Source organism: Sphingomonas phyllosphaerae, assembly GCA_036946405.1.
Classification (GTDB): Bacteria; Pseudomonadota; Alphaproteobacteria; order Sphingomonadales; family Sphingomonadaceae; genus Sphingomonas; species Sphingomonas phyllosphaerae_D.
The window spans coordinates 2325619-2348608 of sequence record JAQIJC010000001.1; the positions used below are offsets into that span (position 1 = coordinate 2325619).

Annotated in this window: 21 protein-coding genes and 2 pseudogenes; 14 read left to right on the forward strand and 9 right to left on the reverse strand. The window is 67.3% G+C overall.

Going from position 1 to position 22990, the window contains the following annotated elements; translation table 11 throughout:
• Window positions 1-74: 74 nt before the first annotated feature.
• The 6 genes from PGN12_11135 to PGN12_11160 all read left to right on the forward strand — a co-directional run bounded on the left by PGN12_11135 (window position 75) and on the right by PGN12_11160 (window position 6780).
• Window positions 75-1886 carry a DUF885 family protein gene (locus tag PGN12_11135; GenBank protein ID MEH3104450.1) on the forward strand — a complete coding sequence of 604 codons (1812 nt, stop codon included), beginning with the start codon at window positions 75-77 and terminating at the stop codon, window positions 1884-1886.
• A 106-nt stretch (window positions 1887-1992) separates the two neighbouring features.
• Entirely contained in the window at window positions 1993-3003 is a 1011-nt protein-coding gene (locus PGN12_11140; protein ID MEH3104451.1) for a zinc-binding alcohol dehydrogenase family protein, read from the forward strand.
• 54 nt (window positions 3004-3057) lie between these two features.
• Window positions 3058-4362, forward strand: a complete 1305-nt coding sequence (fucP, locus tag PGN12_11145) for an L-fucose:H+ symporter permease (GenBank protein ID MEH3104452.1) — start codon at window positions 3058-3060, stop codon at window positions 4360-4362.
• A 5-nt stretch (window positions 4363-4367) separates the two neighbouring features.
• Window positions 4368-5168, forward strand: coding sequence for an IclR family transcriptional regulator (locus PGN12_11150; protein MEH3104453.1), 801 nt, complete (start codon window positions 4368-4370; stop codon window positions 5166-5168).
• 10 nt (window positions 5169-5178) lie between these two features.
• Complete coding sequence (locus PGN12_11155) at window positions 5179-6024, forward strand: amidohydrolase family protein (protein MEH3104454.1); 846 nt, start codon at window positions 5179-5181, stop codon at window positions 6022-6024.
• A gap of 78 nt (window positions 6025-6102) precedes the next feature.
• Window positions 6103-6780 carry a DsbA family protein gene (locus PGN12_11160; protein ID MEH3104455.1) on the forward strand — a complete coding sequence of 226 codons (678 nt, stop codon included), beginning with the start codon at window positions 6103-6105 and terminating at the stop codon, window positions 6778-6780.
• 222 nt (window positions 6781-7002) lie between these two features.
• On the opposite strand, the gene PGN12_11165 is transcribed toward PGN12_11160, so the two are convergent.
• Both PGN12_11165 and PGN12_11170 read right to left on the reverse strand, forming a co-directional pair.
• Entirely contained in the window at window positions 7003-7941 is a 939-nt protein-coding gene (locus PGN12_11165; protein MEH3104456.1) for a cation diffusion facilitator family transporter, read from the reverse strand.
• Window positions 7942-7989: 48 nt separating this feature from the next.
• A complete protein-coding gene (locus tag PGN12_11170) occupies window positions 7990-10062 on the reverse strand; it encodes a PAS domain-containing protein (protein ID MEH3104457.1) in 2073 nt (690 codons plus the stop codon).
• A 219-nt stretch (window positions 10063-10281) separates the two neighbouring features.
• Between PGN12_11170 and PGN12_11175 the strand changes: the two genes are divergently transcribed.
• Window positions 10282-11052 carry an SDR family oxidoreductase gene (locus PGN12_11175; protein ID MEH3104458.1) on the forward strand — a complete coding sequence of 257 codons (771 nt, stop codon included), beginning with the start codon at window positions 10282-10284 and terminating at the stop codon, window positions 11050-11052.
• Window positions 11053-11061: 9 nt separating this feature from the next.
• Here the strand turns inward: PGN12_11175 and PGN12_11180 are convergent, their stop codons facing one another.
• Window positions 11062-11256 (reverse strand): hypothetical protein, encoded by a 195-nt coding sequence (locus PGN12_11180; GenBank protein ID MEH3104459.1) that lies wholly within the window; start codon window positions 11254-11256, stop codon window positions 11062-11064.
• A gap of 242 nt (window positions 11257-11498) precedes the next feature.
• On the opposite strand from PGN12_11180, the gene PGN12_11185 reads away from it, so the two are divergent.
• The 5 genes from PGN12_11185 (at window position 11499) to PGN12_11205 (ending at window position 17201) form a co-directional block, all read left to right on the forward strand.
• Window positions 11499-12080, forward strand: coding sequence for a gluconate 2-dehydrogenase subunit 3 family protein (locus tag PGN12_11185; protein ID MEH3104460.1), 582 nt, complete (start codon window positions 11499-11501; stop codon window positions 12078-12080).
• A gap of 66 nt (window positions 12081-12146) precedes the next feature.
• Window positions 12147-13823: a GMC family oxidoreductase gene (locus tag PGN12_11190; protein ID MEH3104461.1), complete on the forward strand. Its 1677-nt coding sequence runs from the start codon at window positions 12147-12149 to the stop codon at window positions 13821-13823.
• Window positions 13824-14090: 267 nt separating this feature from the next.
• Window positions 14091-15425, forward strand: a complete 1335-nt coding sequence (locus tag PGN12_11195) for an O-antigen ligase family protein (protein ID MEH3104462.1) — start codon at window positions 14091-14093, stop codon at window positions 15423-15425.
• A gap of 581 nt (window positions 15426-16006) precedes the next feature.
• Window positions 16007-16660, forward strand: coding sequence for a PEPxxWA-CTERM sorting domain-containing protein (locus tag PGN12_11200; protein ID MEH3104463.1), 654 nt, complete (start codon window positions 16007-16009; stop codon window positions 16658-16660).
• A gap of 265 nt (window positions 16661-16925) precedes the next feature.
• Entirely contained in the window at window positions 16926-17201 is a 276-nt protein-coding gene (locus PGN12_11205; protein MEH3104464.1) for a hypothetical protein, read from the forward strand.
• On the opposite strand, the pseudogene PGN12_11210 reads toward PGN12_11205, so the two are convergent.
• Window positions 17181-17909: pseudogene (locus tag PGN12_11210) on the reverse strand (LysR substrate-binding domain-containing protein). The gene PGN12_11205 and the pseudogene PGN12_11210 sit on opposite strands and share 21 nt — an antisense overlap.
• Between PGN12_11210 and PGN12_11215 the strand changes: the two are divergent.
• Window positions 17872-18468 (forward strand): annotated as a pseudogene (locus PGN12_11215) (MFS transporter). The pseudogenes PGN12_11210 and PGN12_11215 sit on opposite strands and share 38 nt — an antisense overlap.
• A 24-nt stretch (window positions 18469-18492) precedes the next feature.
• On the opposite strand, the gene PGN12_11220 reads toward PGN12_11215, so the two are convergent.
• Genes PGN12_11220 through PGN12_11235 form a run of 4 tightly spaced genes read right to left on the reverse strand, consistent with a single transcriptional unit; the run spans window position 18493 to window position 20880 of the window.
• Entirely contained in the window at window positions 18493-19029 is a 537-nt protein-coding gene (locus PGN12_11220; protein MEH3104465.1) for a GNAT family N-acetyltransferase, read from the reverse strand.
• The gene (locus tag PGN12_11225; protein MEH3104466.1) at window positions 19026-19943 is read right to left on the reverse strand and encodes a helix-turn-helix domain-containing GNAT family N-acetyltransferase; all 918 of its coding nucleotides are present in this window, start codon (window positions 19941-19943) and stop codon (window positions 19026-19028) included. The genes PGN12_11220 and PGN12_11225 overlap by 4 nt, the downstream gene beginning before the upstream one ends.
• Before the next feature lie 40 nt (window positions 19944-19983).
• Window positions 19984-20196: a helix-turn-helix domain-containing protein gene (locus PGN12_11230; protein MEH3104467.1), complete on the reverse strand. Its 213-nt coding sequence runs from the start codon at window positions 20194-20196 to the stop codon at window positions 19984-19986.
• A 12-nt stretch (window positions 20197-20208) separates the two neighbouring features.
• Complete coding sequence (locus PGN12_11235) at window positions 20209-20880, reverse strand: AraC family transcriptional regulator N-terminal domain-containing protein (GenBank protein MEH3104468.1); 672 nt, start codon at window positions 20878-20880, stop codon at window positions 20209-20211.
• A gap of 150 nt (window positions 20881-21030) precedes the next feature.
• Here PGN12_11235 and PGN12_11240 point away from each other — a divergent pair, with 150 nt between their 5' ends.
• On the forward strand, window positions 21031-22047 hold the full coding sequence (locus PGN12_11240) for an aldo/keto reductase (protein ID MEH3104469.1): 1017 nt from the start codon (window positions 21031-21033) through the stop codon (window positions 22045-22047).
• A gap of 72 nt (window positions 22048-22119) precedes the next feature.
• Here PGN12_11240 and PGN12_11245 read toward each other — a convergent pair whose 3' ends face one another.
• A complete protein-coding gene (locus PGN12_11245; protein MEH3104470.1) occupies window positions 22120-22860 on the reverse strand; it encodes a metallophosphoesterase family protein in 741 nt (246 codons plus the stop codon).
• Window positions 22861-22990 lie beyond the last annotated feature (130 nt).

Sequence of the window (22990 nt, forward strand, 5' to 3'; positions counted from 1 at the left end):
CAAGTGGCTGCCGATGCTCGACAAAGCCGGGTGCGAACGTCAGTCTGGCTGCCATAACCAGATCGGGAGTTCGCATGCGTCGTCGCCAGTTCCTCGCCTCCGCCAGCGCCACCGCCGCGCTCGCCGTCCTGCCGGGCGCGCCCGCTGCGGCCGCCAAGACCGGGGCGCGCGACGCGGAGCTGCGCGCGTTGCTCGATCGCTTCTTCTACGCGCGGCTCGACGAAAGTCCCGAGCAGGCGACCTCGCTGGGGCTCGATACCGGTGCGCGTGCGTTGCTCAAGTCGCGGCTGTCGGATGCGAGCCGCGCCGGGGAGCAGCGCGACTTCGCCCGTGCGCGCGCCGAACGTGCGGCACTGCGCGCGATCCCGCGCGACGCGCTCGGCGACGCGGCGCGGCTCGACTATGACATCGTCGCCTACAGCCTCGACCGGATGCTGGCGGGCGAACGCTATGATTATGGCGCGAGCGCAGGTCGCTACGCGCCTTACGTGCTGACGCAATTGACCGGCGCATACCGCGACGTGCCCGATTTCCTCGCCAACCAGCACCGCGTGCGCGACGCCGCCGACGCCGACGCCTATGTCGCGCGCGTCGCCGCCTGGGGGCCGGTGATCGACGCGGAAACCGAACGCCAGCGCGCCGATGCGCGCAAGGGCGTGTTCGCGCCCGACTACATCCTCGACACGACGCTGAAGCAGCTCGCCGCGGTGCGCGACAAGGCCGCCGATGCGACCGGCCCGGCCACCGATCTCGCCGCCAAGCTGAAGGCGGCGAACCTGCCCGCCGATCGCGCCGCGGCGGTGACGAAGCTGATGACCGAACGCGTCTTCCCCGCGCTCGACCGTCAGCGCGCGCTGGTGACCGAGCTGCGCGGGCGCGCGGTGCACGATGCCGGCGTATGGCGGCTGCCCGATGGCGAAGCCTATTATGCGGCGGCGGCGAGCGCGGCGACGACGACCGACATGACCGGCGACGAGATTCACCGGCTCGGGCTCGCGCAGGTCGCGGAGATCGGCGCGCGGATCGACGGCATCCTGCGAAAACAGGGCATGGCGCAGGGCACGGTCGGCGAGCGGCTGGTCGCGCTCAACAAGCGTCCCGACCAGCTGTACCCGAACACCGATCCGGGGCGCGAGGCGCTGCTCGAACAGCTCCGCGCACAGGTCGCGGCGATGACGAAGCGGCTGCCCGAGCAATTCGCGATCCTGCCACGCGCGCCAGTCGAGGTGCGTCGCGTGCCCGAGGCGATCCAGGCCGGGGCGCCGGGGGGCTATTATCAGTCGGCATCGCTCGACGGGTCGCGGCCGGCGATCTACTTCATCAACCTGCGCGATACGTTCGACCGGCCGAAGTTCGGGCTGGCGACGCTCAGCTATCACGAGGCGGTGCCGGGGCATCATCTGCAGGTGATGTCGGCGCTGGAAAGCCAGGACATTCCGCTGATCCGGCGGCGCGGCTTCTACTCGGGCTATTCGGAGGGCTGGGCGCTTTATTCGGAGCAGCTTGCCGACGAGATGGGGATGTACGACGGCGATCCGCTCGGGCAGGTCGGCTATTTGCAATCCTTGCTGTTCCGCGCGACGCGGCTGGTGGTCGACTCGGGGATGCACGCCAAGCGCTGGAGCCGCGAGAAGGCGACCGATTACCTGATCGCCGCCACCGGGATCGCGCGCGGACGGAGCCAGGGCGAGATCGACCGCTACACCGTCTGGCCCGGGCAGGCGTGCAGCTACAAGATCGGCCACACCGTCTGGACGCGGCTGCGCGACGAGGCGAAGCGCAAGGCGGGCGCGAAATGGGATCCGAAGGACTTTCACCGCGTGCTGACGCTGGGCGCAATGCCGCTGACCGTGCTGGAGCAGGTCGTGCGCGAGCGGATGGGATAGGAGCTGGCCCGCTTTCGCCGCCGGTCGATCAATGACGCAGGCGCATGTTGCCTGTCGGTAAATAAGGTCTCATATATGAAAGCGAAGTAGGAAGAGGACTTTACCGATGCGCGCGATTGTGTGCCGCGAGCCATTTGCGCTCGAACGCGTCGAGCGGGAGGCGCCGGTCGCGGCAGTGGGTGAGGTCCTGATACGGATGCGGCGCGTCGGTCTGTGCGGCACCGACTATCATATCTTCGCGGGCAATCAGCCGTTCCTCTCCTACCCGCGCGTGATGGGGCACGAATTGGCGGGCGAGATCGCGGCGGTGCCGGAGGGATCGGCGCTGCGCGTCGGTCAGCGGGTGACGATCAATCCGTATCTGGCGTGCGGCACATGTGTGGCATGTCGCAAGGGCAAGCCCAATTGCTGCGCGCGGATCGCGGTGCTCGGCGTCCATACCGACGGCGGGATGCAGGACGTGATTGCGGTGCCCGAACGCGCGGTGATCCCCGCCGACGACCTGACGCTCGAACAGGCGGCGATGGTCGAGTTTCTCGCGATCGGTGCGCATGCGGTGGCACGCGCCGGGCTGTCGGCGGGCGGCCGGGTGCTGGTCGCAGGTGCCGGGCCGATCGGGATTGCGGTGTCGCTGTTCGCGCGGCTCGACGGCGCGCAGGTGACGATCATCGACACGCGCGTGTCGCGTCTCGACTATGCGCGCACCCGGCTGGGGTTCGAGGATGTGGTGACGGTCGACGACACGATCCGCGACGCGCTGGCGGCGCGCACCGACGGCGACTTCTTCGACTGCGTGTTCGACGCGACGGGCAACATCCAGGCGATGCGCGCCGGACTCCACTATGTCGCGAACGGGGGCAGTTACGTGCTGGTCAGCGTCGTCCCCGACGACCTGATCTTCGCCGATCCCGAATTCCACCGCCGCGAGACGACGCTGATCGCCAGCCGCAATGCCTTGTCGTGCGACTTCGCACGTGTGCTCGCCGCGATCCGCAGCGGCGACATTCCGACCGACGCGCTAAACACCCACAGCGTCGACGCCGACGACCTGCCCGTGCGCATGCCGCAGTTGATCGCCGAGGCGGACCATGTTCTGAAGGCGATCGTAACGTTCTGACGAACCCCGGGCGCAACGACCCGGCTCGGCGAAAATAAAAGAGGATGACGGCACATGGCGTGGCAAGGCTCCCCCCCGCTGGAGGATCATCCCCGTGCCGCCAGCGCACCCGCGCCCGGCGGGGCAGGGCGCTGGGTGCCGGCGCTCGTCATCACCACCTCGCTGTTCTTCCTGTGGGGGATGGCGAACAACCTCAACGATATCCTGATCGCGCAGTTCAAGAAGGCGTTCACGCTGTCGGATTTCGGCACCAGTTTCGTACAGCAGGTGTTCTATCTCGGCTATTTCGTGTTCGCGATTCCGGCGTCGATCGTGCTGCGGCGGTTCGGGTACAAGGCGGCGATCGTCACCGGCCTGCTGCTCTACGGCGTCGGTGCGTTGCTCTTCTATCCAGCCGCGGCGATCAGCGCCTATCAATTGTTCCTGTTCGCCTTGTTCGTGATCGCGGCCGGGCTGGCGTTCCTCGAGACCTCGGCCAATCCGCTGATGACCGAGCTGGGCGATCCTTCGACCGCGACGCGGCGGCTCAACTGGGCGCAGGCCGCCAATCCCTTCGGCGCGATCACCGGTATCCTGATCGGGCGCAACTTCATCCTGTCGGGGATCGAGCATGACGAGGCGACGCTCGCCGGGATGAACGCCGCGGCACGCGAAGCCTTCTATCGCAACGAGGTGCAGGCGGTCGCGACCCCATATCTGGCGATTGCGGCAATCGTGCTGCTGTTCGCCTTCGCCGCCGCGCTCACCGCTTTTCCGCGCAATACCGCGGCGCGGGACGTGCCCGAAGCGGCGAAGACGCAGCGCTTCGCCGACCTGTTGCGTCATCCACGGCTGATCGGGGCGGTGATCGCGCAATTCTTCTACGTCGGCGCGCAGGTCGGGTTGTGGAGCTATACGATCCGCTATGCGCAGGGTGCGCTCGGCTGGAACGAGCGGCAGGGAGCGGACATGCTGTTCGTTTCGCTGCTGCTGTTCGCGGGCGGGCGGTTCGTCGGCACGACGCTGATGACGTGGATCGCGCCGGCGCGGCTGCTCGCGACCTTCGCGGGCGTGTCCGCGTTGCTCGCCACCACCGCGGCGCTGGTCGGTGGGACGATCGGTCTTTACGCCTTGGTGGCGACCAGCTTTTTCATGTCGATCCAGTTTCCGACGATCTTCGCGCTTGGGGTGGAGACGCTCGGACCGCTGCGCCGGCTCGGTTCGTCGCTGATCATCATGGCGATCATCGGCGGCGCAGTGCTGACCGGGGTGATCGGCTTCGTCTCGGACCGCGCCGGGATCGCTGCGGCGATGCTGGTCCCGGCAGCGTGCTTCCTCGTGGTGCTGACCTATGCGGTCCGCGCCCGCGCACAGGGCTGATGCCGGTGGGGCGCAAACAGGCCGACGTGCGACCTAAGCAGACCACCTATGCCGCGCCTGCGCTGGAAAAGGCGTTCGAAATCCTCGACCTGCTCTCCGCCTATCCGCAGGGTGCGCTGGTGACCGACATGGCGGCGGCGCTCGGCCGCTCGGTGGGCGAGTTGTTCCGGATCGTCGTGGTGATGGAGCAGATCGGGTATCTGCAACGGTCGCCGGTCAACGATCGCTATACCGTGTCGTACAAGATCCTCGACCTTGCCTATCGCGCCACGCCGGCGCAAAATCTGACGCGTGCTGCGACCCCGGAGATGCAGCAGCTCGCCGCGGAGACCGAGCAATCGTGCCATTTCGTGGTGCCGAACGGCGCCTATGGGCTGGTGATCGCGCGTGAGGAAAATCCTGGAATGCGGGGCTTTTCGCTGCGGCTCGGCGCGGCGATCGACATGATCCGCAGCTGTTCGGGGCAGGTGCTGCTCGCCTTTTCGTCACCGCAGCGCGTGGCGCGGATCGTCGCGGCGGCGGCGGCGACGCAGGGCCAGCCGGTCGATCCGGACTGGCTCGAGGAGCGGCTTGCGACTGTCCGGCGGCAAGGGTTCGACCGGCGGCAAAGCCCGGTAACCCACGGAGTTACCGACGTTAGTTATCCGGTGTTCGCGTTCAGTGGTGAGATCGTGGGAGCGCTGACCGTGCCGTACCTCGAACTGATCGACGGATCGCAGCGGGTGAAGCTGGACGCGGTCGACGGGCTGTTGCAGGCGGCCGCGGCGCGTATCTCATTGACGCTGGGGCATCATCCCGCGGCATGAAGGACAGGCGATGACCCGGACACCGCGCATCGATGCGCATCACCACCTGTGGCGCTACGATCCGGCGGCGTTCGGCTGGATCGATCCCGGTAGCGCGATCGCGCGCGATTATGACACCGATGCGCTCGCCGGTGCGCTCGCATCGCGGAAAATAGCAGGCGCCATTGCGGTGCAGGCGCGGCAGGTGCCCCAGGAAACGCAGATGCTGCTGGCTGCGGTGGCGCGTTGTGCCGCGATCGTCGGCGTGGTCGGCTGGATCGACCTGCGCGCCGACGATATCGCCGAGCGGCTGGCGGTCAGCATCGCGCCGTCGCTGGTCGGTTACCGCCATATCGTGCAGGACGAGCCCGATGCCGACTTCCTGCTGGGCGACGCCTTCGTCCGCGGGGTGCGCGCCGTGGCGGCGCAGGGACTCAGCTACGACCTGCTCGTCGATCATCGGCAGCTCGCGACGGTGCCGGCGTTCCTCGACCGGGTCGGGGAAGGGCGCTTCGTGCTCGACCACGCCGCCAAGCCCGCGATCGCAACGCGCGGGTGGCAGCCGTGGGCCGAGCGGCTGGCGGCGGTCGCGGCCTGCCCGGGCGTCATGTGCAAGGTGTCGGGGCTGGTCACCGAGGCCGACCACGCGCGCTGGACGCCGGACGATCTCGAACGCTATCTCGACCATGTCTTCGCGTCGTTCGGGCCGGAGCGGCTGATGTGGGGATCGGACTGGCCGGTGTCCCTGCTCGCGGCCGATTACGGTGCGGTGCACGACGTGATCGCCGCCTATGTGGAGCGGCATTGTCCCGAAGCCGCCGAGGGGATTTTCGGTGGCCATGCGCTCGATTTCTACGGCATCGCCGCGGCGCCATAAGCGCGGCGTGGTGTCGGGACGGCCCGGAACGCTTCGTGGGCTTGTCCGGGAGCGCGGCTTGCGCGACCATTCGCGCCCATGAAGCCGGCCGCACACCACCCACGGCGCATCGACCGCCGCGCGCTGCTGACGCTGGGCGCGGCGGGTGTCGGCGGCTGGGCGGTCGGGCGCGTGCTGGCGCGCAGCGCGCCGGTCGGGCGCGACGTGCGTGCGTCAGGCGCGGTGGCGGAAATCCTCGACGATCCGCGCGCGCCGGCGACCGGGTCAGCGGCGGCGTCGCTGCGGATGGCGGTGTTCAGCGATTACCGCTGCCCGGCGTGTCGCCATGGGTACGCCGCGCTGACCGCGGCGGTGGCGAGGGATGGCGACGTGCGGATGCTGTTCAAGGACTGGCCGATCTTCGGTGCGCCGTCGCAGCGTGCGGCGCGGGTGGCGCTGGGCGCCGCGCGGCAGGGCATTTACCCGAGGCTGCACCACATGCTGATGACCGAGGCAGGTCCGCTCGACACGGCGCACCTGCGCAAGGCGGTGGCCGCGGCGGGTGGTGACTGGACGCGCGTCGTCGCCGACCTGGCGGCGCACGCGGCGGAGATCGACGCGCAGCTCGCGCGGCACGCGGCGGAGGCGGCATCGATCGCGCTGCCGGGCACGCCGGGCTATCTCGCGGGATCTTTGCTCGCGGTCGGCGCGATCGACGCGGCGGCGTTTGCGCGGTTGTTCGCGGCGGCGCGGCGAGCGGGATCGGTCGGAGTGTGAGAGATGCGGTTTGGAGCGTGATGACATCACGTTTGCCGCATCGTCGTTGGCAGCGTAGCGAAGCTGTCCGGGACCACCGCCAGGACGCTCTGGATTGCTTCGGGGCGCTTGCGATGACGGGTAGACGCGACTCATCATGTTCCGGGGCGAGCCTGAGGCATGAGCGCTGGTCTTGGTGAGACACTGCCCCACCCCCAGCCCCTCCCCTGAAGGGGAGGGGAGTCAGAACGTCACGGCGTCGTCGCGCTTTTCCGGGCGGATGTAGATCGACTTGAGTTGCGGCAAGGCGGTGCGCAGTTCGGTTTCGATCGTCTCGATCAGCGTTTCGGCGGCGCCCATCGACAGGTCGTCGTCGAAATCGGCGCTGATCGCCGCGAACACCATCTCGGGCGCGGTATGCACCGTGCGGACGTGGTTGACCGCGACGATCTCCGGATGCGCCGCCACGATCGCGCGCGCGCGGGCGATCACCGCCGGATCGGCGCGCTCGCCGATCAGCAACCCCTTCGCCTCGCGCGCCAGCAGCACCGCCACCGCGGCGAGGATCGCGCCGATCACGATCGAGGCGACACCGTCGAGCCGCGGATCGTCGAGATAATGGCTGCACCACACGCCGATCGCCGCCACGACCAGCCCGATCAATGCCGCGCTATCCTCGAACAGCACCATGAAGCCGGCGGGGTCCTTCGATTCGTGGATCGCCTGCCACCAGCCCATGTCCCCACGCGTCTGGTTGAATTCGCGCATTGCGATCGTCCAGGAGGCACCCTCCATCAGCATAGCGACACCAAGCACGATATAGTTGACCAGCGGGTCGGTAAGCGGCTCGGGCTCGATGATGTGGAGATAGCCCTCGTAGATCGAGACGCCCGCGCCGATCGCGAAGATCAGGATCGCCACGACGAACGCCCAGAAATACAGCTCGCGTCCGTAGCCGAACGGATGGGCGGCATCGGCGGGCCGTCGTGCGCGGCGCTGTCCGTAGAGCAACAGCACCTGATTGCCGCTGTCGACGACCGAGTGCACGCCCTCGGTCAGCATCGACGACGAACCGGTGATCGCCGCCGCGACGAACTTGGCCACTGCGATCCCCAGATTGGCGGCGAGCGCGCCGAACAGCACGATATTGTCGCGCCACCCCTTTTTGTCCGTCTCGCCCACGCCGTCTCCTTCGTTGGGTGCGAGACGCGAGGTGAGGGCAAGGGTTCCTTATTCGCGCCGAAAGCGCGTGCCGCGCGCGACGGCGCGACGCAGCACGCGCGACAATTGCTCCATCGAATACGGTTTGTGGAGCAGCTCGAAGCCATGCTGCCAGTTCTCGGCAAGCACATGCGCATAGCCGCTGGTCAGCACGATCGGCAGGGCGGGATGGTTCGCACGGATGCGCGTCGCACATTCGACGCCGTTCATTCCCGGCATCACGACATCGGAAAAGACGACATCGAAGCGCGCGGCGTCGGTTTCGAGCAGCGCCAGCGCATCGATCGCGTTCGTGGCGAGCAGGCTGCGATAGCCGAGTTCGTTGAGCGCGGTGGTGGCGAACCGTCCGACCTCCTCATTGTCCTCGATCAGCAGCACATAGGCGCCCTGACCATCGGCGGGACCATCGTCCTCGATCCGGGTGGCGGCGGCGCGTCCCTCGGCGACGCGTGGCAGATAGAGGGCGAAGGTGGTGCCGCGACCGGGCTCGCTGGCGACGCTGACGTCGCCGCCGGATTGCTTGGCGAAGCCGATCACCTGGCTCAGCCCCAGCCCGGTGCCCCGGCCGACGCCCTTCGTGGTGAAGAACGGTTCGAAGATGTGCGGCAGTGCCTCGGGCGCGATGCCCGCGCCATCGTCGATCACCGCCACGGACAGGAAATCGCCGCTGATCCCGTGATGCCCGCGCAGTGACGGAATCTCCACGGCCGGCGACACGGTGATCCGCAGCGTACCCTGACCATCCATCGCATCCCGCGCGTTGATCGCGAGATTGACCAGCGCGGTTTCGAACTGGCTGCGATCGACCTCTGCGAGGCACGGGGTCGATGGCGCATCGACGTGCAGCATGACGCGCGCGCCGATCAGCGTCTGCACCATCTCGGCGATCTCGCCGACCGCGGCGCCGATGTCGAGCAACTCCGGGGTCAGCGCCTGGCGCCGGGCGAAGGCGAGCAATTGCCCGGTCAGCTTGGCGGCGCGCGCCGCGGTGTTGCCGATCGCCTCGATGTAGCGATCACGTTTCTCCAGCGACAGGGCGGGGCGACGCAGCAGCTCGACCGATCCGCGAATGATCGTCAGCAGATTGTTGAAATCGTGCGCGACCCCGCCGGTCAGCTGTCCGATCGCCTCCATCTTCTGCGCCTGGCTGAGCTGTTCGGTGGTGCGCCTGAGCTGCTCTGCCGCTTCCTTTGCGTCGGTAATGTGGCGGCCGACCGCGAACACTTCGGTTTCGCCGGGCGCGGCGACCCATTGCAGCCAGCGATAGCTGCCGTCGCGGTGGCGGAAGCGGGTTTCGAACGTCGGCATCGTACCGGCCTGCGCCGCGGCGAGCGCCTCGACCGCAGCGGGCAGATCGTCGGGGTGGACCAGCGATACCGCGTCGATCCCGATCAACTCCTGCGCGCTGTAGCCGAGGATGTCGGTCCATGCCGGATTGACCGAGCGATAGCGCCCGTCCGGCGCGACCACGACCATCAGATCGGGCGACGCGTTCCACATCCGGTCGCGCTCGGCGGTGCGTTCCGCCACCTGGCGGGCGAGATCGGCGTTGAGGCGGACCAGCTCGGCACGGCTTTCCGACAGCGCGCGGTCCGCGAGCACGCGCTGCGTCGTCTCGTTGGTGAAGATGAACAGCCCGGCCCTGCCGCCATGATCGTCGAGGACGCGCGAATAGGAGAAGCTCCACCACGTATCCGCCGCGCCGCGATCGGTGGCGAGTTTCCACGGCAGGTCGACGAACCGCTGGCTTCGCCCCGCAAAGGCATCATCGACGATCGGGCGCGCCTGTTCCCACGCATCCGCCCAGACCTCGCGCATCGGGGTGCCCATCGCCCAGTCGAGCCGCGGGCCGAGCAGCGGGAAATAGGTTTCGTTGAAGAAGAAGAACAGCTCGTCCGCATCCCAGCACAGGATCATCGATTCGGGCGAGTTAAGCAGCAGGCTGAGCGCGGTCTTGAAGGTTGACGGCCAACTCTGCGGCGGACCGAGCGGGTGATCGCGCCAGTCGCGCGCGAGGATCAACGCCGTCGCCGCACCACCCCCGGCCAGGAAGCCAAGCTCCGGTGGAAGATCGTCGGCCATGGTCGGGGAGGGATCGGTCATTGTTTCCGGTGATGCTCGGGCAAAATCAACGCGCGACCTAGCCTGATGATCCGGGATGAGGAAGGGCGGCCGCACCCGGTCGTCGACCCGGCTCCACGGCGCGGCGAGCCGCGTGGCGGATGGAAACAACCCTTATCTTCATGACGTTATGCCGTCCGCCGGTCGCGTGGCGCGCCGGTGCAGGCGGAGCGAGCGACGATGAAGACCAGTGGCAATACGATCCTGATGACGGGCGGCGGCAGCGGTATCGGCGAGGCGCTGGCGCACCGCTTCCACGATCGCGGCGATACCGTCATCATCGCCGGGCGGCGGCGCGAGGCGCTGGAGAAGGCTGCGGCGGGTCGCGAGCGCATCCATGTCCGGACGCTCGATGTCGAGGACGTGAAGGCTGTCGAGGCGTTCGCCGCGGCGATCGTGGCCGACTTTCCGGCGCTGAACGTGCTGTTCAACAACGCCGGGATCATGAAGTTCGAAGACCTGACCGCACGCCGCGACCTGCGCGATGCCGAGGCGACGGTGGAGATCAACATCCTCGGCCCGATCCGGCTGACCAATGCCCTGACCGACCATCTCGTCGCACAGCCCGATGCCGCCATCGTCACCGTTACTTCCGGACTGGCCTATGTGCCGCTGGTCGCTGCGCCGACCTATTCGGCGACGAAGGCGGCAATCCATTCATACACGGTGTCGCTGCGCACGCAGCTGGAGGGCAAGGTCGAGGTGATCGAGCTGGCGCCGCCGGGGGTGCAGACCGACCTGACGCCGGGACAGGCGCAGCGACCGGGCTATATGCCGCTGGAGGCGTTCGCCGATGCCGTCGCCGCGCAGTTCCTGCAGCAGCCGACCCCGCGCGAAATCCTTGTTGATGAGGTGCAGTTCCTGCGGCAGGCCGAGCGGGAAGGGCGGTTCGACGAGACGTTGAAGACGCTGACCGAACGCGCCGCACAGCAACGCGCGGCGGGACAGTGACCGGCCGGGTCAGCGTGCCCGGACGACGTCGCGCTTGATGAGCCACGGGGCGGTGCGCGCGTCGGGCGCGGCCGCCGCTGCGGTGGTGGTCGGTGCCTGGGCGCTGGAGGTCAGACCGAACCAGTGCGGGCGCTCGACCGCGACGAGGATCGCCAGGAGGCTGGAACCCAAGCCGAACCATGCCGATAGGCCGCGTGTCGTCATCAAGAACCTCCTTCCCGGATCGGGCAGATGGCGGGTCGGGAGCGACCGGCCTGTCGGGATGTAGCGCCCGCGAACGAGCCGGGTGTAGCTCGTCAATGACAAATGCTTGCTGAAATAAGGTTAACGACGGCGTGTGCCGCTGATCTGGCTCAGACGTTCGCCGCATTGACGGGGCGGCCGGAGCGTGAAAAGATTGCGCTAACAAATTGCGGGTTGGGGAGAGATATGAGCCAGGCTCACGCATGTCGCGGGCGCGAGGCGTCGCGATGATCGGCCGGCGCGAGACGCTGGCCGCGATGGTCGCGGCGTTTGGAGCGAGCGCGTTCGCGCCGCTCGCGCGGGCGGTCGCTTACCAGCCCGATCCCGTCATCAATACCGGGCCGCCCGCGCCGGTCTTCACCGCCGCGCAACGCGCTTTGGTGGCAGCGCTCAGCGAGCGGGTGATGCCGACCACCGATACACCGGGCGCGATCACCGCGGGTGTCCCCGACTATATCGAGCACATGATGGGCGACTGGGCAGTCGACGACGATCGGGCGACGATCCTCGGCGGGCTTGCCGCGATCGATGCGCGGAGCATGGCGGATTACCGCGTGCCGGCGGTGAAGGCGAGCGCGGCGCAGCAGGACGCGTTGCTGACGCTGGCGATGAACGACAAGCTGCCAAGCGCGACGGACTTCTTCCCGGCGTTCAAGCAGCTGGTAATCACCGGCTATTACACGTCCGAGGTCGGGATCACGCAGGAGCGCGAATATTTGCCGGTGCCCGGCGAATATGACGGCGCCTACCCCTATGCGAAGGTCAAGCGCATCTTCTCGGCCTGACCGACGCGGGCGTCCGGCCGGACGCCGCCTTTCCTCCCGAACCTTCCTATGGCGGGCATACAGATCATGGCAGCAACAGATCGTTTCGACGCAATCGTCATCGGCTCCGGCATCAGCGGCGGCTGGGCGGCGAAGGAGCTTACCGAAAAGGGCCTGCGCGTCCTGATGGTCGATCGCGGCCGGATGGTCGAACATGGCGAGGATTATCCGTTCGACGGCAAGCCCGCCTATGAGATTCCGGCGCGCGACAAGATGCCCGCCGCGCTGGCCAAGCGCGATTATTTCGCGCTCAACGGCTGGGTATCGCCGAGCACGCAGCCGTTTTTCATCAACGACCGGCTCAACCCCTATGACTATGACGCCCCGAACAAGTTCAACTGGGTGCGGCCATCGGTGGTCGGCGGCAAGTCGCTGACTTGGGGGCGGTGGAGCTTCCGCTGGGCGCCGACCGATTACGAGGCGAACAAGCGCGAGGGCGTCGGGGTCGACTGGCCGATCCGCTATGACGACGTCGCGCCGTGGTACAGCTATGTCGAGAAATATATCGGCGTGTCGGGGGGCAAGGAGAACCTCGACTATCTGCCCGACAGCGAGTTCATGCCGCCGTTCCCGATGAACGTGGCGGAGAAGTGGCTGAAGGGTCGGCTGGAAGGCGAGTTCCCCGGCCGCAAGCTCATCAACGCGCGCCTGAGCAACATTACCGAGGACAAGCCCGAGCAGAACCGCACGCGCTGCCAGAAGCGCTCGCAGTGCAGCCATGGGTGCAGCTTCGGCGCGTATTTCTCGACGCAGGCTGTGACGTTGCCGGCGGCGCGCGCGACGGGGCGATTGACGCTGCGGTCGGATACGTGGGTGACCAACCTCGAATACGATCCGGCGAAGAAGCGCGTCACCGGCGTGCGGATGGTCGACGCCAAGACCGGCCGCGCCGAAGTCGTGCAGGCACGGATGGTGTTCCTGTGCGCCTCGGCGATGAGCTCGCTCCATGTCCTGCTCAACTCGCGCCCGAAGGACAGCGAGCGGAGCTGGTTCCATTCGAACGGCGCGCTGGGCAGCCAGGTGATGGACCATATCTTCCGCGTCGGCGTGCAGGGCGAGATTCCCGGCATGACCGACCTGATCGAATATGGCCGGCGGCCCGGCGGGGTCTATGTCCCGCGCTTCCGCAACCTCGTGTCCGAGCAGCTGCCGTTCAAGCGCGGCTATGGCTATCAGGGACAGGCGTTCCGTCAGCCTGCGATGGTCGAGGGCTTCGGCGCCGACATGAAGCACGGGATGCGCGAATACGGTCCGTGGCGCTTCTCGATGGGCGCGTTCGGCGAGTGCCTGCCCTATGACGACAACAAGGTGATGCTGAACTTCGGCAAGACCGATCGTTTCGGCACCCCGTTGCTGCGCTTCGACGTGACGTTCCGCGACAATGAGATCAAGATGATGGACGACGCGCTGGAGCAGGGGCAGCTGATGCTGCGCCGCGCCGGGCTGGTCAACGTCACCGGTGGCCGCGGCAAGCATGTTCCGGGTGAGGCGATCCACGAGATGGGCGGCGCACGGATGGGGCGCGATCCCAACAGCTCGGTGCTCAACGGCTGGAACCAGGCGCATGACGCCGCGAACCTGTTCGTCACCGACGGCGCGCAGATGGCGTCGGTATCGTGCGTCAACCCATCGCTGACCTTCATGGCGATGACAGCGCGCGCGGCCGATCATGCGGTCAAGCAGATGAAGGCCGGCGTGATCTGACCTTCATGGCGGTCGGCGTGGCACGATCCACGCCGGCCGTGCCGGCCGACCGGCGCCGGATGGATCGCCGCCGCCCCGTTAACCGGATATTCTGCCTGTTGGCGCCATGACGCCGGCGGTGGAGTTTTCGGTTGTATCGGGCTTTCGGGCCTGTATCGGCCACTCCATGGTGACCGACGATGACGGCGACGGCGGGGTCGTCGCGCCGTGGCGCCCGTCGAGTGCTGGAGTCGCGTCGCCTTGAAGTGGGTCTTTCTCTTACTCCTGATGGGCCTGTGCCCCCTGCTGGTCACCTATGCCCGCCAACCGCGTTACCAGCCGGCGATCATGTTCGCGCTGGGCGCGCTGCCGTTCCTGCTCGCGCCGCTTCACCTCTATGTCGCGCCGGTTTCGTTTCCCTACTGGCCCGGGCACACGAAGGGGATCGAGGTTTCGATCGTCGATGCACTGGCGATCGCGGTGCTCGTCGCCACGCCGCGTCGCAAGAAGCGCGTGCCGTGGGTCTGGCTGTTCATCGCCTATATCGTCATCGCCGCAGCGAGCGCGGGCTGGGCGATCGACAAGCTGGCGGCGCTCGGCTATGCGGCGCAGCTCGTCCGGATGCTGCTGATCCTGCTCGCAGCGCGACGGCTGTCGAGCAATCCGCACGCGTTCAAGGCGATCGTCGCCGGCGGCGTGGCGGCCTTGTGCATCCAGTTCGTCCTCGCGCTGCAACAGCATTTCTCGGGGGTGTTGCAGGCGACCGGGAGCATGGGCGCGCAGAACCTGCTCGGTCTGGTGACCAATCTCGTCGGCATTCCTGCGCTGTCGCTGGCGATGGCAAAGACCCGTGGCTGGTATGCGAAGCTCGGCCCGGTCATGGCGCTCGGCATCGATGTGCTGACGGCGTCGCGCGCGACGCTCGCCTTCGGTGCCGCGGGCATGGGCGCGCTGCTGGTGCTGTCGAGCATCTGGCGCTGGACACCGCAAAAGCGCCAGATCCTCGCGCTGGCGACCGTGGCGGCGGTCATCATCACGCCGGTCGCGATCGCGACGATCAGCAAGCGCGCGCATTCGAACAACGTCGAGAGCAGCAATGCCGAGCGCGCCGCGTTCAAAAAGGCGGCGTGGATGATGATCAGGGATTATCCGGCCGGGGTCGGGGCCAATTGCTATGTCGTCATCACCAACATCGGCAATTACGCGTCGCGCGCCGGGGTCAATGCGACATCGGGCAGCCGCTCGACCAACGTGCATGACAGCTACCTGCTCATCACCGCCGAGACCGGGATGGTGAGCACGATCCTGCTGGTGTTCTTCATCGGCAGCGGCATCGTGACGATCCTTCGGACCGCGTTCAGGAACCGAAAGGACAAGCGGGGCGAGTATCTGATCGGGATCGGCATGTCGCTGCTGACGGCCGGGCTGCACCTGAAATATGAGTGGGCGTTCGTCATGTATCCGGTCCAGCACCTGATCTTCGTCTTGCTGGGGCTGGGGCTGGGACTGGCCGAGAACGTCGCGGCCGACGCCGAGGCGGAGCGGCGCGCCAAGCGCCTCGCCAAAAAGCAGGCCAAGGTGGTCGCGGGGGACGAGGAGCAGATGCCGGGCGTGCCGGCCTAGATCCGGTTGCGGCCGCTTCGAAACGGGGGACATCATGCCGGCCTCGTTCTGGCATCCACCCGTCCGCCAGCACAAAGGCGGTTGCTCTTGCGGGGCGGTAGCCCCGGAACAAATCCGGGGTGACGATGGTGATTGACCAAGTTTCGGTGCGTCACACCCAAGCTGCGCCTTGGAGTGTGATGACGTGACGTTGCATATGACGGTTCGTCATTGCGAGCCTAGCGAAGCAAACCCGGGCCGGACCAGGACGCTCTGGATCGCTTCGCTAGGCTCGCAATGGCGGATCAATTTGACGTCATGAGCACCGCGAGGTCCGCCTTGGCCGCAATACGGATCGTCGGCGGGATGATCATGCTGTTCCGACGGTCGAGGTCGCTCGCGCTGCGTTGGCGCGATGACTGAACGTTCACCGTGCCGATCCGCGAAGGGGTAGATAAACCGGCATGATCCGGGTTGGTTCCCTGCTTTGATATCTCGTTGTGGAACGAAGAAAAACGTCCCAATTCAGCGAGTCGCGGTCTATCCCGATGGTGCTGCAACCCGAAGTCGGGGGTTTTGCGGAGAGATGTGGAGGATAGAGTATGCGTTCATTCGTTTTGACTATCGCGGCGGCGACATCGTTCGTCGCGGCACCTGCGCTGGCGATGCCGACGATCGGGAACACTGGGGTCGATTCGAACTGGACGGTCAATTTCCTGGGCGACACGTTGAACAGCCCGAGCAACGCGCAGGCGCTGTCGACCGATGGCGCGAAGACCGCCGTGGTGGTGACCGCGAACGTCAAGAACTGGCTCGTCGGCGACAGCATGTCGAAGTGGGTTTCGACCGCAGCCAATGCGGCGAGCAGCCCCGGCTGGTATTCGTATAGCAACACGTTCAGCGCCGCGGCCGACGACGTGCTGAACTTCAACTTCGCCGCCGACGACAAACTGTCGCGCGTGCTTCTGAACGGCGTCGAGGTCGGCGCGGTGTTGTCGAACTCGTACCGCTCGTTCTCGTCGGGCAGCATTTCGGGGCTGACCGCCGGGTTGAACACCCTGACGTTTGTGATCTCGAACAATGCGCCGGGGCAGAACGCCAACATCAACCCGTCGGGATTCCGATTCGAGACCGCGAGCACCGCAGCCGTGCCCGAGCCGGCCACTTGGATGATGCTGGTCGCCGGATTCGGGGTGATCGGCTACACCGCCCGCTCGCGTCGGCGGAGTGGGAATTACGCGCGCGCGATGCTGTAAGTCGTTTCCGCAGCGGCCGTCCGATGTCGCGACGGAAGAACCCGGTCAGCCTTCCGGCTGGTCGGGTTCTTCGCGTCTTGCGCCCGGCTGATGGCCCGATCGGGTGTCGCGCCGGGGCGGGGCGGGGCAGGGCACGCGGTCGCGTCCGGGAGCGGTTCGGACGCACAGCGAGCGTGGCGCATGTCGGGCGTCGCCGGGATCGTCGGATGGCTAGCGTTGCCACGTCGACGGTGTCCGGACCCGGCTGGCCCGAGCGACGGCCCGGGTGGCGAAACGTCTGCGGGCTGTCGGTATCGAGCCGTGGACCGATCCGGCGGCAGGGATCTTTCTTTGGGCGCGATTACCAAATGGGGTCGATGCCGTCGATCTTGCGCGCAGGGCGATCGCCGAAGGGATCGTCCTGGCGCCGGGCCCGGTGTTCAGCACCACGGGAGGCTGGCGGGATCACATGCGCTTCAACGTCGCCATGAGCGACGATGATCGACTGTACGCCTTTCTGGAAAAGACCGTGTCGTGCCCGCTACTCGAACCGGCTGGCTAAGCGCTCGACCAGAAAGTCGACGAACACCCGCACTCGTGCAGGGGTGGTGGAGCCCTCGACGAAGACCGCGTGGATCAGCTCGACGTCGCCTGGATTGTATTCTTCCAGCAGCAGCACGAGCCGCCCGTCCGCGATCTCGGCCGCGACGCTGAAGCGGCCGACCCGCGTGATGCCAACCCCGGCAGCGGCGAGCTGACCCAGCGTCTCGCCATTATTGGCGACGATGCCGCCGTCCACAGACAGTGCGAAATCCCGGCCGTCGCGGCGGAACGGCCAGATCGGCTCGGCGCGGCGAAAGTTGAAGTTGAGGCAATTGCGCGCGTGCAGGTCCTCCGGCACCGTCGGCATGCCCGCCCGCGCCAGATAGTCGGGCGACGCCACGATCACGCGCCGCGCCTCGGACAATTTGCGGGCGGTGAGTCCGCTATCGGCGAGGGGGCCGAAGCGGATCGCGACATCGGCCTGTCCGCCAGCGATGTCGACCAGCGTGTCGGTCAGCGCGATATCGATCAGGATGTGCGGATAGGCGCGCGCGAAGTCGCCGAACAGCGGCACGACGCACAACCGGCCATGCGCCAGCGCCGCACTGATCCGCAGCCGTCCGCGCGGTGCGCCCTGGTCGGCGATCTGCTGCTCGGCATCGTTGAGATCGGCCCCGCGGCCGGGGAGGGACATGCGCGCCGAGCTGCGGGTGCTGACGCGCGGGCCGGTGGTGATGGCGCTGGCCCTGACCACGATCGGCTTTGGCGGTGTCTTCACCATGTTCACTTATATCGTGCCGATCCTGCGCGATGTGACGCATGGTTCGACCGGCTATGTCACCGCGATGCTGATGCTGTTCGGTGTCGGCGCGACGATCGGCAATGGCGTCGGCGGGCGGCTGGCGGACCGTTCGGTCGACCGGGCGCTGCTGACGATGCTGGCGATCATGGCGCTGACGCTGCTTGCGTTCACGGTGCTGATGCCATGGCCGGTGACCGCCGCCTTCGCCATCCTGGTCTGGGGCATCGCCAGCTTCGCAATCGTGCCGCCCTTGCAGATGTGGGTGATGGATGCGGCCGCGGACGCGCCGAACCTCGCCTCCGCGATGAATATCGGTGCCTTCAACCTCGGCAACGCGATCGGCGCGGCGCTCGGCGGGGGTGTGATCGGGGCCGGGCTGGGCTTGCCCGCCGTATCGCTGGCGGGCGCGGCGATGGCGGCGGTGGCGCTGGCGATGCTGCTGGCGTTCCAGCGTCGGCCGAGCGTCAAGGCCTGCCCGGCCTGACGGGCGGGCGACGTAAACCTTGGGTCACAGCCGCTTGCGCATCCGGGTCAGCGGTACGACGACTTCGTCGACATGGGTATCGGCGCGCTCGACCAGCACGTAACCGCAGGCCGCGTAGAGCGGCACGCCGCCAGCCGTGCCCATCAGTTCTACGGCGGCGAACCCCTCAGCCCGTGCTGCCTGTTCGCAGCGGTCGAGGATCATCCGGCCGATCCCCCGCCGGACTTGGTCCGGGTGGGTGTACATGGCGCGGATGCGGGCAGCGTCCCTGGCCGGATCGAGCAGCGCCGGGTCGCGTAACTTGGCGCTATGGTCGCCACCATAGAGGGTCGCACGCCGACTCCATCCGCCGCAGCCGACCGGCACGCCATGATCCTCGACGACGAAGTACGTGCCGTCGCGCACCAATTGCGTGTCGAGCCCCATCACCGCCCGGCTGGCGACGATCTGCGCCGGGGTCAGCACCGCCGCCTGTCCGCAATCGATCGACAACGTCATCAGGTCGCGCAGCGCCGCGAGGTCGGCTTCGGTCGCAAGGCGGATTGTCAGGCCGCCGGTCACGCCGCCAACTCCAGCCGCCAGGTCTCGCCCTGAAGTGGAATGCCGAACCGCTCATGCATCGCCGTCTCGACACACACGAAACCATGCGCGGCATAGAGGCGGCGCGCGGATTCCAGCACGGTGTGGGTCCATAGCGTCACCGCGCGATAGCCCGTTTCCCGTGCGAAGGTGACGCAAGCGCCGACCATCGCATCGCCGATGCCCCGGCGGCGGGCAAAGGGTTCGACATGGAGGAGACGCAGCCGGGCGACGCTGTCCCCTTCGTCCGTCACGAACACCGCGCCTGCCATCACCCCATCGATTTCGGCGACCCAGCATTGCTCGCGCTCGGGGTTGAAGTCGCGCAGGAACGCCGCCGTCACCTCGCTTTCGATCACCTCCAGCTCGCGACCCCAACCATGGCTCTCCGCATAGAGGAGCGACTGGCGCGCGGCGATCAGCGCGGGCTCGCCGGTGCGGAAGGGCCGGATCACGAACGGCCCACCCGATGCGGGATCCAGCAGCAGCCGCGCGCGCGTCAGGGCTTCGACCAAATCGCGCCGCGCTTGTCCGTCGACCGCCGCGAGCAGATCGCCGACGGCATGACTCTGGCGGTGGTCGATGATGGCGAAAGCGTCACGTCCGGCCTCGGTCAGCCGCAGGTCACGCGCACGGGCGTCATTGTCGCGGCGCACGCGCACGATCCAGCCGCGCTTCTCGAAGCGTGCGACCAGGCGGCTGAGATAGCCCGCGTCGATGCCCAGCGCATCCTGCAACCCACTGGCGGTGACGGGTTCGCGCGTGGCGATCTCGAACAGCAAGCGGGCTTCGGGCAGGCTCGCCTCGGTGCCGAGGAAACGTGCATCGAGCGCGCCGATCGTCTGGGTGTAGAAGCGGTTGAACCGGCGGATGGCGGTGACGTCTGCATCTTCCATGTCCACCATGCTGGATCAGTTTACTTGACGGAGTCAAGTATCAGGGGAGAGCCGGCTCCGGCACCAGTTGCGCGCGCATCGCTGCCGCATCGCGCCCCGGCGGTGCCCCGAACAGGCGGCGATAGTCGCGGCTGAACTGCGACAGGCTTTCGTAACCGATCGCGAAGCCGACGCTCGCGACCTCCTCGGCGGCGACCAGGCGGCGGCGTGCTTCCTGCAAGCGGACCTGCTTCTGGAACTGCACCGGCGTCATCGTCGTCACCGCCTAGAAATGGCGGTGGAAGCCGGGGACGCTCATGCCCGCCAGCGCGGCGAGGTCGGCCACGCGCAGCGTCTCGGCATAATGATCGCGGATGAACGCCGTCGCGCGCCCGATGCGCGCGGCTTGGGTGTCGACCAGACCCATCTGGCGCAACGCCGGCCCCAGCGTGCCGCCGAGCAGCCGCCAGACGATCTCGCGCCGGATCAGGGGAGCGAGCACCGCCTGGTCGGCCGGATGGTCGAGCAGATCGAGCAGCCGCCTGAGAGGATCGCGCAGCGCCGGGTCATGGTCGCTGGTCGCCAGCGCGTTGAACGCGGGGGCCGGCCCCGGCGCGCTTGCCTGCTCCGCCACCAGTTCAGCCACGGTCACCGGCTCGATCGCCAGCGATAGTGCCAGATAGGGCGCGTCGGCGCTCGCCCGCACGATGCGTGACGTGACTGGCAGGTGGACCGAGGCGAGCAGGCATTGGCCCTCGGCATAATGATAGGGCATCGGCCCCAGCATCGACATCTTCGCGCCCTGCACAACGAGGCAGAAGGACGGCCGATAGACCGTGCGGATAATGCCGGTCGGCTCCTCCGCGCGAGTGATGAGCAGGCCCGGGATCGGCGTTTCGCGACCATGGGCGAACCAATGGCGCTCGATCAGTCGGGCAAGGTCTGATAGCGTCGTCATGGCAGAGATCGTAGCTTCGCCGCGCGCAGAAAGCACCGGCGGCCGCGTTACTTTGATAGGATCGGGCAGGACTTTGATCGGATCGGCGTCGCGGCGCCGAACGTTCGCGGCGTATCTCCGGCTCATCCATTCCACCAGGAGTATCATCCCATGCGTATGCGCCAGCTTGGCCATAGCGGCCTGTTCGTGTCCGAACTTTGCCTGGGCACCATGACCTTCGGCGGCAGCGAGGGCATCTGGGGCCAGATCGGCCAGCTTCGCCAGGACGAAGCCGATGCGTTGGTCCGGACCGCGCTCGATGCGGGCATCAACTTCATCGACACCGCCAATGTCTATGCCGGCGGCGAGAGCGAGCGCATCCTCGGCCAGTCGCTCAAGAATATCGGCGTCGCTCGCGATGATGTCGTGATCGCGACTAAGGTGCTGGGACCGATGGGCGACGGACCCAATGCGCGCGGCGCCTCGCGCGGCCACATCCTCAGCCAGTGCAAGCAGAGCCTCTCGCGGCTGGGGCTCGATCATATTGACCTCTACCAGATCCACGGCTTCGACCCTGCCACGCCGATCGAGGAGACGCTGGAGGCGCTCGACACGCTCGTCCGCCATGGTCACGTCCGCTATCTCGGCCTGTCCAACTGGGCGGCGTGGCAGGTGGTGAAGGCGGTCGGCATCGCCGAGGCGCGGCGGCTTGCGCCGATCCTGTCGCTCCAGGCCTATTACACGCTGGTCGGGCGCGATCTGGAGCGAGATATCGTCCCGATGCTGCGGTCCGAGAAGATCGGGCTGATGGTGTGGAGTCCGCTGGCGGGCGGCTATCTGTCGGGCAAGTACGATGGCGAAGGTCAGGCGGCGGATGGCCGGCGCGCCAACTTCGACTTTCCGCCGGTCGATCGTACCCGTGGTTCGATGGTGATCCCGGAGATGCGCCGCATCGCCGAGGCGAAGGGCTGCACCGTCGCGCAGGTCGCGCTCGCCTGGCTGCTCCAGCAGCCGGTGGTGACGAGCGTGATCGTCGGGGCCAAGCGGGTCGACCAGCTTACCGACAATATCGCGGCGACCCAGCTTTCGCTCGACGCGGACGATCTCGCCGCGCTCGATGCGGTGACCAAGCTGCCAGCGGAATATCCTGGCTGGATGCTGGAGCGCCAAGGCGGCTATCGCGCCTGACGGTCGCAGGATCGGTGGGATGGCTTCTCGACCGTCTCACCGCTCCGACCTAGCGTTCGAACAGGCGGCGGATCAGCCGGGCGGGATACGACCGGTCCGGGCGGTATGGGCAAAGGCCGAAAAGCCGAAAGCCTCCGCCTGACGCGCCGCGATCTCATAGTCATAGGGTACGCCGTGCAGTTGGGCGGCCCATCCGGCGTGACGACGTTCGACGATGGCGTAGCGCGCCAGCGGGCTGCCCGCCTCCATGACGTGTGGGGTCGCGCCCCGATCCCGGTAGCACGGCATCCCGACACTACCGGGATTGACGATCAGCACGCCATCGACCGCCACCATGCGCGGCGTATGCGTGTGCCCGCACAGCACCAGACTGGCCGACCCGATCCCCTGCAAGCGCGGCCGGATGACGACGTCAGCATCCAGCGTCGCGCGGCCCGATGTCACGTCCTCGAGCAGATATTCCAGATCTCCGCCGGCCGGGCTGCCATGGCAGGCGAAGACGTCGCCGTCGCAAAGCGTGAGCGTCGCGGGCAGGCGCTCGATCCATGCCCAATGCTCTTGGGTCAGGAGCGGCCGCGCCAGAACGTCGAAGGCTCCTTGGCTGTCATCCTGCAACTGCCGTTCGTGGTTCCCTGCGATGGTGTGATAGCCGGAACGCATCTGAAGCTCAGCACTTCCCGCCGGATCGAACGGGCCGGACACAAGGTCCCCCAGATTGACGATCAGGTCCGGCGCGGCGGCGGTCATCGCGTCCTGGACGGCCTCCAGAGCGGCCAGATTTCCATGGGCGTCGGCAATAACCCCGATCTTCAATGCTTCCTCCTCGGCGGACACACGCGGCGTCCGGGCGGAATTTGGCAGACGATCCTTCAAAACGCCATGCAGGGCAGGGGCTCACACGCTGCCGGCCCGCTGGATTGACGGCCGCCCAATTACAGTCCTT

Bases quoted from the DNA above. Each gene is read 5' to 3' on its own strand.
- PGN12_11135 (MEH3104450.1), top strand. From the start codon at position 75: ATGCGTCGTCGCCAGTTCCTCGCCTCCGCCAGCGCCACCGCCGCGCTC.
- PGN12_11140 (MEH3104451.1), top strand. From the start codon at position 1,993: ATGCGCGCGATTGTGTGCCGCGAGCCATTTGCGCTCGAACGCGTCGAG.
- fucP (MEH3104452.1), top strand. From the start codon at position 3,058: ATGGCGTGGCAAGGCTCCCCCCCGCTGGAGGATCATCCCCGTGCCGCC.
- PGN12_11155 (MEH3104454.1), top strand. From the start codon at position 5,179: ATGACCCGGACACCGCGCATCGATGCGCATCACCACCTGTGGCGCTAC.
- PGN12_11160 (MEH3104455.1), top strand. From the start codon at position 6,103: ATGAAGCCGGCCGCACACCACCCACGGCGCATCGACCGCCGCGCGCTG.
- PGN12_11170 (MEH3104457.1), bottom strand. From the start codon at position 10,062: ATGGCCGACGATCTTCCACCGGAGCTTGGCTTCCTGGCCGGGGGTGGT.
- PGN12_11175 (MEH3104458.1), top strand. From the start codon at position 10,282: ATGAAGACCAGTGGCAATACGATCCTGATGACGGGCGGCGGCAGCGGT.
- PGN12_11180 (MEH3104459.1), bottom strand. From the start codon at position 11,256: ATGACGACACGCGGCCTATCGGCATGGTTCGGCTTGGGTTCCAGCCTC.
- PGN12_11185 (MEH3104460.1), top strand. From the start codon at position 11,499: ATGTCGCGGGCGCGAGGCGTCGCGATGATCGGCCGGCGCGAGACGCTG.
- PGN12_11190 (MEH3104461.1), top strand. From the start codon at position 12,147: ATGGCAGCAACAGATCGTTTCGACGCAATCGTCATCGGCTCCGGCATC.
- PGN12_11195 (MEH3104462.1), top strand. From the start codon at position 14,091: ATGGGCCTGTGCCCCCTGCTGGTCACCTATGCCCGCCAACCGCGTTAC.
- PGN12_11200 (MEH3104463.1), top strand. From the start codon at position 16,007: ATGCGTTCATTCGTTTTGACTATCGCGGCGGCGACATCGTTCGTCGCG.
- PGN12_11225 (MEH3104466.1), bottom strand. From the start codon at position 19,943: ATGGAAGATGCAGACGTCACCGCCATCCGCCGGTTCAACCGCTTCTAC.
- PGN12_11230 (MEH3104467.1), bottom strand. From the start codon at position 20,196: ATGACGCCGGTGCAGTTCCAGAAGCAGGTCCGCTTGCAGGAAGCACGC.
- PGN12_11235 (MEH3104468.1), bottom strand. From the start codon at position 20,880: ATGACGACGCTATCAGACCTTGCCCGACTGATCGAGCGCCATTGGTTC.
- PGN12_11240 (MEH3104469.1), top strand. From the start codon at position 21,031: ATGCGTATGCGCCAGCTTGGCCATAGCGGCCTGTTCGTGTCCGAACTT.